Raw genomic sequence first — 14,751 nt, forward strand, 5'->3', positions numbered from 1 at the left:
GTTACAACACCTATTTAACTTGGTAAAATTGGCGTATCTCTTTTTTTTTAATACATTTGAAATACCTAATTTTCTTTCATGAAAAAGCTAATTGGCTTCAATATAAAACGAAATAAAAAACTATTAGTTTCAGATATCATAAAATTCTATGAAGTCCGAGGCTATACTCTTGTAGATGCCAATGCGCAAGGAATGATTTTTCACAGGGGAAGTATTGTTGGCAATCTTCTATCCCTTAATCCTATTAAATGGAAAACTATCGTTGAAATTGAGATTGTAAAAAAGGAACGTTTGGATTACAATGTTTATGCTAATTACCAGTTTAGCTCTTTCTTATTTTTTATATCTCAAGAAGAAAATGATTTTTTCAACGAAGAAATCAATGCCTTTTCGAAGGCCATTGAACAATTTGAAGTTGACGTTGAGCAACTTGAAAATTTAGCCAATAAAACTTCTAAATCGAACTTTAAATACATCGCTACATCATTTCCTATTGGAATAATAACTGCGCTGATTATTATTTTCGCAACTAATCTTTTAATTGAAGGTCAACTGCCAAACATTGCTGCTTCCTGTATTACCGGAGCTTCAATTTTAATTAGTTATTATTTATTGGTTAAAATAAACAGCAAAGCTTAAACACATATCAATTAAAAACGACTTACAAATCCAAAATGGATTTTAGCTTCCTTAAAATCAACCTTTGCATTACGTTGTTTTCCTACAGCATAATTTAAGGTGAAAATCCCCGATTTTGAAGCAAAATTTAACCCAAAGCCAATTCCCCAAGGATAATCATCAATTTTATCCTTTAAGTAATTATTACTGTAATATCCGCCATCCCAAAACAAGTAAAAACTTGAGTTTTGTTGAGGAATAAATCTCAATTCTGTAGTCATTACAGAATATTTTGAAGCTATAAATGAATCTTCATTAAACCCCCTTAAGGAGTTTAAACCTCCCAGCTTAAAAAGATCATTTTGAAATAAATTCTTTGAATCTTTAAGTCCGCTCTTATTTCTAAGGCGGAAACTGACTTTTTCCTGAATTGGAATGTTATATTCCAAGATCCATTCTGTATCAATTAAGTTGTCCGATAAATCGATATTATCGTATAGCTCACTTGGAATGCCGGAATTCTTTTTTGTTTTATGTGTTCCTGTAGCAATAGAAAAATTAAAGTTCCATCCTTTTTTAGGATTAAAAGAATAATCCAAATTTTCAAAATGGTAAGCAAATCCATACAAACAAGACTTTACATCCGCATAATCAGGAAGCACTGAAGCGCCGGCCAAATGGTTCGTCGTTAGTAATGATGATGAATTTCTTTTAAAAAACAGCTTGCTGAAATTTTTACCCGACTGAGTAAACCGAAAACCTAAATCAATTGCAGTACTTAAATAAGCTGAATCTTTCTTTTGAATACCAAAACCTAAATCAATCCCCAAACCGGAAGAAAACAAATAGGGATAAACCATTCCTAACGACAAGTTCTGACTGCTTTCTGCAAATTTCTGCCAATTAAAGCGAATACTCTCTCCCGCTGAAAATATATTTTCCAAAGCCAACTTAACCTCCCCGGTTAACTCCGGCTTATTATTATCCTTATTGGTTTGAAAACCAATTATTCCATCAAACTGATTGGCCGGTTCCTTTTCAAGATATGTATACAGTCTTGCTTTCCCTCTCTCAAATTCAATCTCTGACGCTTTAATTTCCTTCACAAACCCAAGATTGCCAATTTTTTCAGAAATCAATTTACTGCTGCTTTCCTTGTATGTTTTATTTGGATAAATACCCAAATATCTTTGTAAAAACTTAGGTTTTAATTTAGATGTTCCCTTTATTACAATGCTGTCCCATCGAATAAAATCATGAGATTCAATTTCCCACTCGCCACTTACCTTTTTATTTGCAATGCTGATTCTTGATAATTTTAATGTAGCAAAAGGATATCCGTTGTCGCCTAAATGATTTAAAATTTCAGTCTGCAAAATTTCCAGATCAGGGAAACTGATAAATTTTCTTCTTTTATTCACCGACCGTAAACCCAATGCTGATAAGTCCAAATTATCAATTCCACAAAAATTTATTTCCGCCCATTCATACTTGCCCCCTTGATGAACTTCTGCAATAATGGTATCTCTATTGACCGAAACGGAATCGACACTGGCTTCCAGATACCCTTTCTGTTTTAATTTCGAAATTTTATTTTCGAGTCGCTTAAATGCCATTTCCTCAACAAAAAACTTCTCATAATTGTCACGAGCGTTCTTTTGTACCCCACTATTATTAATGGATGTAACAACTTTCAATACGAAAGATTTCTCTTGGGAAAAACCAAAAGAAATAAAATACGATGTGATAAATAAGCTAAGAAATAGTTTTTTCATTAAATAATTTCGATATTTCCCAAACAAAAATAATACAGAGAAGGTATAAAAGACAGTATAAATTTAACAAAACACAAATATTTACGATTTGTAGTTTCACAACATTTTTTTATATCTTTTCACGAATTTAGAAACGAATATACTTGACCTTTAATTTTATTACCTATGAAGAAAACACTTTACGCATTAGCAGTATTATTCCTTCTTGGAATAATTTCAACATCATGCGCAGTTGATAAAAGATGTCCTGCTTATACAAAAACAAATACAAGCTGTACGAGCAAAACGGTTTAAATCAAAAAAAAATCTCACGGAATGAGATTTTTTTTTGTCCTGAAATTTCTAATTGCAATCGTTACAACACTATATAAGACACTTATTTTCAGATATTAAACCTTATTTAGGTGGAAAATAAATAAATTATTTTTTTTCACTTTTTCGATACAAAATATTTTTAAAATACATACTTTTGCCGTTGAGAAACAAAGGGTTTATAAATTAAAATTTATACACAATGTCAAAGATTAAAATTGGTATCAACGGATTTGGACGTATCGGACGTTTCGTATTCCGTCAGGCAGTTGCACAAGGCAATATCGAAGTTGTTGCAATTAACGACCTTATTGATGTAGATTACATGGCTTACATGTTAAAATATGATTCTACTCATGGAAAATTCAACGGTGATGTTGAAGTAAAAAATGGTATGTTAGTAGTAAACGGAACAACTGTTCGTGTATCTGCGGAGAGAAATCCTGCTGATATTAACTGGGGTGCCGTAGGTGCTGAGTATGTAGTTGAGTCAACTGGTCTTTTCCTAACAAAAGAATCAGCTCAAGGTCACATCGATGCAGGTGCTAAAAAAGTTGTGATGTCTGCTCCTTCTAAGGATGATACTCCAATGTTCGTTATGGGTGTAAACAACAAATCATACACTAACGATATGGCTTTCGTTTCTAATGCTTCTTGTACAACTAACTGTTTAGCTCCTGTAGCTAAAGTGTTGAATGACAAATTCGGTATTATCGAAGGTTTAATGACAACTGTTCACGCTACTACTGCAACTCAAAAAACTGTTGACGGTCCTTCTGCTAAGGATTGGAGAGGTGGACGTGGAGCTGGTCAAAATATCATTCCTTCTTCTACTGGTGCGGCTAAAGCTGTAGGTGTAGTAATTCCTGAATTAAATGGTAAATTAACTGGTATGTCTTTCCGTGTTCCTACACCAGATGTATCTGTAGTTGATTTAACTGTTCGTTTGGAAAAAGGAACTACTTACGAAGCTATTTGTGCTGCAATGAAGGAAGCTTCAGAAGGCGAATTGGCTGGTGTTCTAGGTTATACTGAAGATATGGTTGTATCTAACGACTTCACCGGTGATACCAGAACTTCTATCTTCGATGCTAAAGCAGGTATCCAATTGTCTCCTAATTTCGTGAAAGTTGTTTCATGGTATGACAATGAAATGGGATATTCTACTAAAGTATGTGAATTGATTCAATATATGGATTCTGTAAAGTAATCCTTATTTAGATATAGAATTTAAAGCTCTCCTTTGGGGAGCTTTTTTTATGCCCTAAAACATGATGTAAAATACAGTTTTTTCTGAATCGTGTACTCAGAAAAACCATAAGTTTGTTACGAATAAAGGAGTAATTCTCTATTCAAAATTCACAAGTTACTTTTAAAAATTAATCGTATCAACAAACTAATGATTGAAGCCTACTTAAAACACGAAGCATCCCGCGCTACCAAGGGTATCCCGGCTTTGCCATTAAATGCAGTACAAACCGCAGAACTTTGCGAATTATTACAAAATCCTATTCCCGGAAAAGAGGATTTTCTTTTGCATTTATTCAAAGAAAGAATCGCTCCCGGAGTTGATGATTCATCAAAAGTTAAAGCCGAATTTTTAGGACAGCTTTTAAAAGACGAATTGAGTTCACCAATTATCACAAAATCTGAAGCAATTCAAATTTTAGGAACTATGATGGGTGGTTACAATGTAACCGTATTGGTTGAGGCATTAAAAGATGAATCGTTAGCTGAGGAAGCTGCCAAAGCTCTTAAAGGAATAATTCTGGTATATGATTCGTTCCAAACGATTGCCGATCTTGCAAAGAACAGCACAGCCGCTAAAAGTGTGCTTGAATCATGGGCAAATGCTGAATGGTTTACAAAACGTGCTGAATTGCCGGAAGAAATTAAATTGAAAGTTTATAAGGTAGAAGGTGAAATCAACACAGATGATTTCTCTCCTGCATCTCAGGCTTTTACGCGTCCTGATATTCCATTGCACGCTTTAGCTATGGGTGCCGGCCGTTTCGAAGATGGTATCGAAACTATCGCTGGATGGAGAAAAGAAGGTCACAAAGTTGCCTTTGTTGGTGATGTTGTTGGTACTGGATCTTCTCGTAAATCTGCTGCAAACTCATTACTATGGCACATTGGTGAAGATATTTATGCTGTACCAAACAAGCGTACTGCTGGTGTGGTAATTGGTGGTGCCATTGCTCCAATTTTCTACAACACAACTCAAGATTCTGGTGGATTGCCAATTATAACTGATGTTTCAACTCTTAACACAGGCGACGAAATCATCATCAACAACAAAAAAGGTGAAATTACCCGCGATGGAGAAGTGATTTGCACTTACTCCTTAGCTCCTGATACATTGACAGACGAGTACCGAGCTGGTGGTCGTATTCCTTTAATTATTGGAAAAGCATTAACTGAGAAATCACGTGCTTTATTAGGATTGCCCGCAACAGATATCTTTAAAGTTGCAAATAACCCGCAGCCAAATCCTAACCAAGGTTATACAATGGCTCAAAAAATGGTCGGAAAAGCTTGTGGTGTTGAAGGTGTATTGCCAGGATCATCATGTGCTCCAAAAATGACAACCGTAGGATCTCAGGATACTACTGGTCCTATGACCAGAGACGAGATTAAAGAATTGGCATGTTTGAAATTTGAAGCACCAATGTTCATGCAGTCTTTCTGTCATACTGCGGCTTACCCTAAAGCTACGGACGTTACAATGCACAAAAGTTTACCTAAGTTCATTTCTGAGCGTAAAGGTGTTCCTTTGAAGCAAGGTGATGGTGTAATTCACTCATGGTTGAACCGTTTATTGATTCCTGATACAGTTGGTACGGGTGGTGACTCGCATACACGTTTCCCATTGGGTATTTCTTTTCCTGCCGGTTCAGGTTTAGTTGCTTTTGCAGGAGCTTTAGGTTTTATGCCTTTGGATATGCCTGAATCTGTATTAATTAAATTTAAAGGTAAACTAAATCCAGGTATCACTTTACGTGATGCGGTAAATGCAATTCCTTATTTTGCGATTCAGAACGGACAATTAACTGTACCTAAAAAGAACAAAATCAATATATTCAACGGTAAAATTATCGAGATGGAAGGTCTTGAGGACATTACTGTTGAGCAAGCTTTCGAATTAACCGATGCAACCGCTGAGCGCTCTGCTGCGGCTGGATGTATCAAGTTATCCGAAGCTCGTGTTATCGAGTACGTGAAGTCAAATATAGCCTTGATGGAATCAATGATTAATTTGGGTTACGATGATGCAGCAACTATTCAGAACCGTATTGATGCTTGTAACGAGTGGTTGGCAAATCCTGTGTTGCTGTCAAGAGACGAAAATGCTGAATATGCAGCAACTATCGAAATCGATCTTTCAGAGATTCACGAACCTATTCTTTGCTGTCCTAACGATCCTGATGATGTAAAATTACTTTCTGATGTTCAGAACACTGAAATTCAGGATGTATTCATTGGTTCTTGTATGACAAACATTGGTCACTTCCGCGCCTGTGAAAGAGTTTGGAAAGGACATACTCCAAGCGATAAGGTGAGAACATATATTGCTCCTCCTACCCGTATGGATCAGGCTGTATTGAAAGAAGAAGCAACTTTTGCAACCTTCTCTCAATTAGGTGTTCGTATTGAAACTCCAGGATGTTCATTGTGTATGGGAAACCAACTTCGTGTTCCTGATCATGCAAATGTTTATTCAACTTCAACCCGTAACTTCAACAATCGTATGGGAACAGGTGCACAGGTTTATTTGGGCTCTGCGGAACTTGGTGCTGTTGTTTCAGTTTTGGGTAAATTACCTACTCCTGCTGAGTACATGGAAATTTACACGGAAAAGATTCAAGCGGACGAAAAGGAAATTTACAAATACATGCAGTTCGACGAAATGGATATGGAGGATGCTCTTTATCAAAGAAGAGATCTGTAATTATATTTTCACATGTTGGATTCTAAAGCCGATGTTTATGCATCGGCTTTTTTTTGCGCCATTGTTTTTATAAATTAGACCATATCTTTAATCGAATGTGGCAAAACATCATCAATTGGCTCGAAAACAATCTGGCGACCTGTACTTTCCAGAAACACTTTGGAATTGCATGTCCTGGTTGTGGCTTGCAAACTTCTCTGCTTGCCCTGCTCAAAGGTGATATCTGGGAATCAATACATTTGTATCCTGCACTTATTCCTATGTTGAGCATGCTTTCTCTTTTACTTTTGCATTTAAAGTTCAAATTTTCATGGGGCACAGTTATTTTGAAATATCTTTTCTTTCTATCAGTACTGTTAATACTCTTCTCATACATTTATAGAATCAGTTCCTATTACTAAAAATCAGTATAGAAAATAGTAATCAAACCTCAGACAATAAACAAGAAGTACTGCCTAACTCATCAACCATTTTGGTGCTTGGAATTCTCTCCGTCTTTTTATTCTGCTTTGCCGGAATTATCAGCTTAATAATGGCGATAATTGCCTTAATTTTATCGAAGCAAGCGACTAAATTGTATCAGGAAACACCTCTTTTGTAAACCTCAAGCTAATGGAATAATGTTACTACTGGTAAAACATGTGCATTTATCGGACTTCTGCTTGCTATTTCCTTTCTACTATCTGTAATTATTATTCTCATAGGAGCAGGATTTGCATTAGGTTTCCTTTCCAACTTTCTATAAGAATTAAAATAGTTAAGATACTTTGATAACAATTTTTATCTTTGCGGAATAATAAATAAATCAAATTCTCCAGATATAACTTTAAAGTAAGGTTAATTGGAGATTTTTTTGAATTATACCATGAACAAAACGGAAAGAATAAGGGCATTTGTTGAGTTAGGTAATTTTCTATCTCAGTTTTCATCAAAAGATGCAAAACGTGCTGAACACAGACTAAATTCAACATATTATGATGAATTTGAAGCCTTGCTTAGCAGAGTCTCAAATGAGAATTTGTGGTTCACCCCACTCCATGTTCATGCATCCATAAATGGTATTTGCACTTTTTTAAAAGAGAAAAAACTGAATGAATGGTTAAACCGCTACTCTGTTTCTGGTAAAAATACGCAAATAAAAGTTGCGGTAATTATGGCAGGAAACATACCAATGGTTGGATTTCACGATATGCTATCTGTATTAATATCAGGTCATTCTTTTATTGGGAAACTATCTTCAAAAGACAACCAATTACTTAATTTTGTCTCAAAACTACTGATTAAAATCAATTCTGAATTCGAAGAACTAATCTCATTTCAATCAGAAAGATTAAGCGGCGAAAATAAATTTGATGCAATTATAGCTACCGGAAGTAATAATTCAGCCAGATATTTCGAAGCCTATTTCAAAAAGTATGATCATATCATCCGCAGAAATAGAAATTCAGTTGCAGTACTATCAGGTAGCGAAACCAATGAAGAATTGGAAGCACTTGCAAAAGATGTATTTTTATATTTTGGATTGGGATGCCGAAATGTTTCAAAGTTATATATCCCGAAAGGATATGATTTGGTACACCTTCTTGACTGCTGGAAAAATTATTCGTTTGTAAACGATCACAATAAATACGCAAACAACTACGATTATCAGCGCTCAATGTTCTTAATGAATAGAATAGAACACCTTGATACCGGTTTTGTTCTTTTAAATGAAAATACAGCAATTGCCTCTCCAATAGGAGTTGTAAACTATGAATATTATTCCGAAATTAATGATCTGAAAATCAATTTAAGCACAAATTCAGAACTTATCCAATGCATTGTTGGGAATAAAATCCCTGATGCAATTCCATTTGGGAAAGCGCAAGAGCCAGAACTATGGGATTATGCTGACAATGTGGATACAATGGAGTTTCTATCACAATTAAAATCAAAATAAAACCATGATATATAAATTTAAAATAACCTCTCAAGAGGTCAAAAATTTTGTTCTTGAAATCGAAATTGATCATGAACAAACTTATTTAGAATTCCACAATGCCATTCAGGAAACGATTGGATATGATAATTCTCAAATGGCTTCTTTTTATCAGGTTGGAGCCAATGATGAAAGAGGATTGGAAATAGCTCTTTTCGAAATGAATACCGAAGACGATGACAATTTTAATGTTGTTGCAATGGATGTTGCCATGATACGTGAATTTGTTTCCTCTGAAAGACCTGAGTTAATTTATGTTTTTGATTTCTTTTCTGATCGTTTTTTCAATGTTCAGTTAATTAAAAAGGGAATATCAAATGCCAAAACAAAATATCCTAAATGCACTCTATCTGAAGGCGATGCTCCCGAGCAAATTAAAATGGATGCAGAAGATTTTGAAGGTCTTGGATTCGGCGAATTTGAATCTCAATCTGAAAAAACAAAAACTGCCGACGATTATTTGGCCGATTTCGATGACGAATTTAACGAAGGTCCTGAATTTGAAAGTCTGGATGACTACGAAGACATTCTTTAGCAGTTAGCACAAAATTAAATTTTGCGTTTAATAAATGCAAAGGCCACAACTCATAATTTGCAATTCATAATTAACCTTAGATGTCTAAAACCCTGATTGTTTTACTGGGTCCTACAGGTGTTGGCAAAACCGATTTAAGCATTAAAATCGCGCAACATTTCAATACAGTAATCTCATCATCCGATAGCCGTCAGGTTTACCGGGAAATGAGCATTGGAACTGCAGTACCTGAAAAAGAGCAATTGGAGGCAGTAAAACATCATTTCATTCATACTCATTCCATTCACGACTATTTTAGTTCCTGGGAATGCGAACAACAGACCTTAGACTTACTGGATCATCTTTTTAAAACAAAAAATGAAGTCCTTTTAGTAGGTGGAAGTATGATGTATATCGATGCTATCTGCAATGGTATTGATGAAATTCCGACTATTGATCCGGATTTGCGCAATGAAGTTGCAGAGCGTGCCCAAAAAGAGGGAATTGAATCATTGCGCATACAGCTAAAAAAACTCGATCCGGTGTTTTACGATCAGGTAGATTTGAAAAATGCAAAAAGAGTGATTCATGCGGTTGAGGTTTGTTTAATGACTGGTAAACCCTATTCCGAACTAAGAACAAACACCAAGAAAAAGAGAGATTTCAATATTGTTAAAGTCGGCTTAAACCGGGACAGAGCAGAATTGTATGCAAGAATCAACTTACGGGTTGATTTAATGATGAAAGAAGGTTTACTTGAAGAAGCAGAAACCTTATTTGAATACCGTCATTACAACTCGCTAAACACAGTTGGCTACAAAGAACTGTTTGAATATTTAGAGGGAAATATCAATCTTGATGAAGCCATTGAGTTGATTAAAAGAAATTCGAGAAGATATGCCAAACGTCAACTATCCTGGTTCAACAGAGACAAAGAGATTGAATGGTTTCATCCTGATCAGGAAAAAGAAATTATGCAATATTTAAAAAGGCAGCTTTAGTAGGAGTCAATACTAAACACGAATCATTCAGGTCTTATATCCTTAGGAATTCATCATATACCCTACTCCTCTTATGTTCCTGATTTTAAGAGAAGAATTATCTTTAAACAAATCTCTTAATTTCGATAAAATATTGTTTAAACTGGCACTGTTGTGCGTTTCCAAAGAATGATTCCATAGCTTTTCAGCCAACTGCTCTTTAGTTACTATTTCATTGGGATGCTCCATTAGTACTGCCAAAGCATTCTTCTCAAACGGACTCAGTTTCTTAATCAACTGCTTCTTATAAAAAAACTCATTTGTTCGCAAATTCAGCTGATAATTAGCCAATTCTATTATCTGTGGCAAGCTTGTTTTTAAAGCAAAACGTTGAATGTAGGATACTAGTACAGGTATAGATAAAGGTTTTGGCAGATATGCGTTCCCCCCAATGCTTATTCCCTTGGTTATAAAATCATCTTCGGTATGCGAGGACACAAACAACAGAGGAATTTGCGGGTATTTTGCGATAATATCCTGAGCTTTATCCATTCCGTTCTCTTTACCTATTTCCACATCTAAAATAATAATATCCGGCATAAGAGTCTGTACAATCGAATCAATTCCCAGCAGTGTGTTTTGAAAATGCACTTTATAATTATAATCTGTCTCTAGTATGGTCGTAACAAAACTTCCTAAATTGAGATCATCATCCACAAATAATACTTTTAATTGTTCCATTTACACTTCTTTTAATAGCTTAAACAATAACTTTTTCAGGAAGAACAATCCAAAATGTACTGCCTTTTCCAAGCTTACTTTCTAATCTGATGCGCCCTTTGTGGGCTTTTACGATTTGTTGGGTAAAAGCCAAACCAATACCATGTCCTTTGCTGTTGTTATCTGCGCGGTAAAATTCCTGAAAAATTTTCCGTTGTTCTTTTTGAGGAATCCCTTTGCCCGAATCTGTAATACAGATGTGTAATTGTTTTTGTTCCCGAATGGCTTTAATTTCCAGTTTTGCAATTGCATCTGAATACTTAAAGGCATTATCCAACAAATTTCGCAAGGCTGCTTCGAAATAAAGTGGATCTACATAAATATCCAAATTTTCAGAAATGGACAACTTGCATTCAGCTTGTTTGTCTTGATAGACGACCTCAAATTCCAAGAATAAATCCCTGCACTTTTGCGCCAGATTGAATGGCGCAGCCTCCAATACAATTTTCTTTTTCTTCGCACGGAATAAGGTTAATAAAATCTCCATTTTGTGTGTCAATTTGGAGACATTACTACTTGCACTCCTGAGCTGTTGCTGTATGGCGGGCTGTTGTTCTTTGCTGGCCAGATAATCCAATAATGTATAGACATAAGATAAAGGGGTTTTTAAATCATGTACCATACCACTCACGGCTCGTTCACGCCACAACAGTTGCGCCACCTGTTTTTGCAACGCCCACAAAAGCCACAACATAAAAACAGCAACTAAAATAACAGCTAATGCTGATATGCCTATAGAATATACCATTTCCCGTAAAAAAGGAAAGGTTTTCAACTGAAAATCGGCGGTAAAAATATAGGTCTCTTTTGTGCCTAAGGGAATACGTACATGCAATGTGGAGGGTGAGTTTATACTTACTTTCCCCATCCATTTCCCCTGATGCAAACTATCAATGGACAAACCATTTTTCACGAGCTCCATACAATAAGCTCGTATCCTTCCGATTTCATGAAAATTATTTTGAAACAATGAGTCTACAATACATAGATGAAATTTTTCTTTCTCTAAACTTTTATCTGCAAATGAAGCTTCGATCAATTTTCCTAATGCAAAATCAGGCATATATTTTTTTGTGCTAATTTCAGATCTACCCAATTCAACCGAAGTATCTTTATCTGTTTCTTCATTTGCTGTTTCGTCCATTAAAACAGTAGCCATATCTGGTTTTGTAGGATTAGGAGTGCTGTATCCTTGTAAAGCATGAAAATTGATCATGCCTTGCAAGGTGCTTTCCAGCTTCGATGTAAACGTCTGTTTTTCCTGCTCCAATTGTCGCCATAGCCACAAAGCCTGCGAACCAATAAGCACTACAAGCACCAGTACTGCCATTATACTGAGTCGTTTGAACAATTTGCTTTTCATCTGTTAATGATTTTCTTGTTAAGGTCAGATGGAACTTATCCTATAATCATCTCCCTGCATGCAAAAAACTTTACACACGGACTTTTCACAAAATAAAGGTATATTACTTTTCATAAGAAAATCATTATTTTATCATTAGAACAATTCTAAATTGTGTTTTCAATCAAAAAAATACATTTCCTTTCTAACCAAAGCAGACCTCTTTTCCAATCAAGTTGCTATAGGAATCTAATCAGATGATTAAACAAGAACCAACACTTGCTATTTGTAATTTTCATTGGATCTCCTGTCTCTCTTCACTATTTTATTCAATGTCTATTTTGTTTAAAAACTTATCATTTCGACTTTTTTTTGATTAGAAAACCGCCTGTTATTTGATTAGCTTTCTAATTGCAAGCAGTTAGAAAGTTAATCGTTTTTTTAGATTTTATGTTCTAATTTTAAAAGAGTTCCAAATGAATACTTCACTTAAAAAAGTAAAAATCATGAAAACGAAAAAAGACAGCAAAGTAATGGAGGTATTAAACCGAAACAAATTAGGCCAAGTAAAAGGCGGAGAAGATAGAGATTACTACACAGTTATTATTGATGGAAAAGAGGTAAGAATATATGTGTAGTAAAAAAGAATCTAACTAAACTGAGAAATTAACCCAATATAATATGACAATCTATTTTTTAGGAAAAAATAACTTAGGAAAGTAGCCGCCCCGGATTACGCATGAATATAAATCCATCCTCTACCGGAGGTGGCTATAGTAGCCATAGCTACCTGTAAGCAAGGACAAAGCTACTAGAAAGAGGTGAATTTTGCAATTGTGAAAGGAAGGATATTTAATACAATTAAACATACAAATAAAAATATCATGAAAAAGCAAATTAACATTACCAACCCATTAACAAAAGAACAATTGAAAAACCTTAAAGGTGGAAAAAATATTTGGTCGAATACAAGTGAAGCGACACCAGGTCTTGAAGGCTGGAATACATGTTGTAATACAGGTACTACTCCTGTTGAACCAACAAAAAAGGACTAAGTAAATATTAAGAAAATAATAGGAGCATACCACTTTAGGTATGTTCCTAGATTATGTTAGTGTGTTAATTAAAATTTCAGGAATCAAAATATGAATATCAATCCTAATACTCAATATACTTTATCCTCTAATTATTTATTAAGAGATGATTATGCTAATGGTAATAAAAGAGAAAAATTCACTCTTCACGATATAACTAAAGATGAGGTTACAACATTAAGTGAGTCGTTATATCGAATATTAAATATTCTAGAATATAACAAAATTACGTTGAATGAATTAGAAGAGTATGTAACTGAGCATAATAATAAAATCAAAAAAGGAGAAATAATAGAGATTTTCAACGAAAAAAAATATTTTAGATTTCTATCGAATAAAGGCAATCCTAAAAAATATTACTCTCTTCCAGATTATCATCATGATTTACCAGTAAGAATATGTAATACTCCATCATTAGTTGAAATTCACCCAACAAATGCATGCAATCTAAACTGTCCTCATTGCTACATGGAAAGTTCACCTCAAAGTGGTTTTGGCGATTCCCTACCATTAATTAAATGGAAAGAAATTATTGATGAAATAGAATATTTAAAAGTGCCCAATTTAAATATTTCCGGAGGAGAACCGTTAGTTTATCCTCACATGAAAGAATTGCTAAATTATCTTACTAAAAAAAGAATAAGAACTACTCTTATCTCTAATGGTATGCTAATTGATGATGAGATTATTATGAGTCTATCTCATCCTCATATGTCTGTAAGTATATCCTTGGATGGCATAACTGCAGAGACTCATGACCAAATAAGAGGTAAAGGGAGTTTTGACAGATTGATTCAAATTATTAACAAGCTAAAAAATAAAGTAAATTTCAATTTATGCTTTACTATTTCTAAAGTAAATAAACATGAAACTGAAGGTTTTTTAAAATTCTGTATTCAAAATAATGCTACCGTTGCAAGTTTAATTATGCTGTCAAATATTGGAAGGTGTAAGGAAAACCCTTTCCTCCATAATGATGATAAAGAATCAGATTTAATTAAAACTCAAAAACTTATTGATAAGTACGAGTCGTCTATTAGAATAAACTTTATATCTGGAGATCCAAAAGGTGAGAATGCGGGTAGTAATCCAGAATCTTGTGTTTCTTGTACTGGACTAACATCAACATTATTCATAAATGAAAAAGGAGATGTGTATCCATGTGTGGTAGCTTCAAAATCAACTTTTTTTAAGGTTGGTAACTTAAATCAAAATTCAATAGCAGAAATGTGGCAAAAGCCAGATCATAATAGTCCTTTTAGAGGTAGTATTAAATATAAAGAATTAACTGAATGTATTGATTGTTCCTTTTATGAGACATGCTCTTTAAAAAACTGTAGAGCAAAAGCATTTATTCTGGAAGACAATATTTATGGTAAACCTTGCATGCTATAAAGAAACTATAC

At 34.5% G+C, this 14,751-nt stretch carries 13 protein-coding genes; 10 read left to right on the plus strand and 3 right to left on the minus strand.

What is annotated here, in order from left to right:
* Positions 1 to 78 precede the first annotated feature (78 nt).
* Positions 79 to 639, plus strand: coding sequence for a hypothetical protein (locus tag GQR60_RS01690; protein ID WP_124991259.1), 561 nt, complete (start codon positions 79 to 81; stop codon positions 637 to 639).
* An 11-nt stretch (positions 640 to 650) separates the two neighbouring features.
* On the opposite strand, the gene GQR60_RS01695 is transcribed toward GQR60_RS01690, so the two are convergent.
* Positions 651 to 2,393, minus strand: coding sequence for a ShlB/FhaC/HecB family hemolysin secretion/activation protein (locus tag GQR60_RS01695; protein ID WP_124991260.1), 1,743 nt, complete (start codon positions 2,391 to 2,393; stop codon positions 651 to 653).
* 514 nt (positions 2,394 to 2,907) lie between these two features.
* On the opposite strand from GQR60_RS01695, the gene gap reads away from it, so the two are divergent.
* The 6 genes from gap to miaA all read left to right on the plus strand — a co-directional run bounded on the left by gap (position 2,908) and on the right by miaA (position 10,150).
* Complete coding sequence (gene gap / locus GQR60_RS01700; protein WP_124991261.1) at positions 2,908 to 3,915, plus strand: type I glyceraldehyde-3-phosphate dehydrogenase; 1,008 nt, start codon at positions 2,908 to 2,910, stop codon at positions 3,913 to 3,915.
* Positions 3,916 to 4,104: 189 nt separating this feature from the next.
* On the plus strand, positions 4,105 to 6,657 hold the full coding sequence (locus GQR60_RS01705; RefSeq protein ID WP_124991262.1) for a bifunctional aconitate hydratase 2/2-methylisocitrate dehydratase: 2,553 nt from the start codon (positions 4,105 to 4,107) through the stop codon (positions 6,655 to 6,657).
* Positions 6,658 to 6,752: 95 nt separating this feature from the next.
* Positions 6,753 to 7,058: a DUF2752 domain-containing protein gene (locus GQR60_RS20315; protein WP_124991263.1), complete on the plus strand. Its 306-nt coding sequence runs from the start codon at positions 6,753 to 6,755 to the stop codon at positions 7,056 to 7,058.
* Between the two features lie 464 nt (positions 7,059 to 7,522).
* The gene (locus GQR60_RS01715; protein WP_124991264.1) at positions 7,523 to 8,596 is read left to right on the plus strand and encodes an acyl-CoA reductase; all 1,074 of its coding nucleotides are present in this window, start codon (positions 7,523 to 7,525) and stop codon (positions 8,594 to 8,596) included.
* A 4-nt stretch (positions 8,597 to 8,600) separates the two neighbouring features.
* The gene (locus GQR60_RS01720; protein WP_124991265.1) at positions 8,601 to 9,170 is read left to right on the plus strand and encodes an IS1096 element passenger TnpR family protein; all 570 of its coding nucleotides are present in this window, start codon (positions 8,601 to 8,603) and stop codon (positions 9,168 to 9,170) included.
* Between the two features lie 80 nt (positions 9,171 to 9,250).
* Positions 9,251 to 10,150 (plus strand): tRNA (adenosine(37)-N6)-dimethylallyltransferase MiaA, encoded by a 900-nt coding sequence (gene miaA / locus GQR60_RS01725; RefSeq protein ID WP_124991266.1) that lies wholly within the window; start codon positions 9,251 to 9,253, stop codon positions 10,148 to 10,150.
* A gap of 42 nt (positions 10,151 to 10,192) precedes the next feature.
* On the opposite strand, the gene GQR60_RS01730 is transcribed toward miaA, so the two are convergent.
* A complete protein-coding gene (locus tag GQR60_RS01730) occupies positions 10,193 to 10,870 on the minus strand; it encodes a response regulator transcription factor (protein WP_124991267.1) in 678 nt (225 codons plus the stop codon).
* A 19-nt stretch (positions 10,871 to 10,889) separates the two neighbouring features.
* Positions 10,890 to 12,272, minus strand: a complete 1,383-nt coding sequence (locus GQR60_RS01735; protein ID WP_124991268.1) for a sensor histidine kinase — start codon at positions 12,270 to 12,272, stop codon at positions 10,890 to 10,892.
* A 455-nt stretch (positions 12,273 to 12,727) separates the two neighbouring features.
* On the opposite strand from GQR60_RS01735, the gene GQR60_RS01740 reads away from it, so the two are divergent.
* From GQR60_RS01740 to GQR60_RS01750, 3 genes are all read left to right on the plus strand, one after another.
* A complete protein-coding gene (locus GQR60_RS01740) occupies positions 12,728 to 12,889 on the plus strand; it encodes a hypothetical protein (RefSeq protein WP_154675793.1) in 162 nt (53 codons plus the stop codon).
* Positions 12,890 to 13,135: 246 nt separating this feature from the next.
* Positions 13,136 to 13,306 carry a hypothetical protein gene (locus GQR60_RS01745; protein ID WP_154675794.1) on the plus strand — a complete coding sequence of 57 codons (171 nt, stop codon included), beginning with the start codon at positions 13,136 to 13,138 and terminating at the stop codon, positions 13,304 to 13,306.
* A 90-nt stretch (positions 13,307 to 13,396) separates the two neighbouring features.
* Positions 13,397 to 14,740, plus strand: coding sequence for a radical SAM/SPASM domain-containing protein (locus tag GQR60_RS01750; RefSeq protein ID WP_124991269.1), 1,344 nt, complete (start codon positions 13,397 to 13,399; stop codon positions 14,738 to 14,740).
* The last annotated feature ends 11 nt before the right edge of the window (positions 14,741 to 14,751 follow it).

Origin of the sequence: Labilibaculum euxinicum (genome assembly GCF_009795715.1) — a bacterium.
Taxonomy (GTDB): domain Bacteria; phylum Bacteroidota; class Bacteroidia; order Bacteroidales; family Marinifilaceae; genus Labilibaculum; species Labilibaculum euxinus.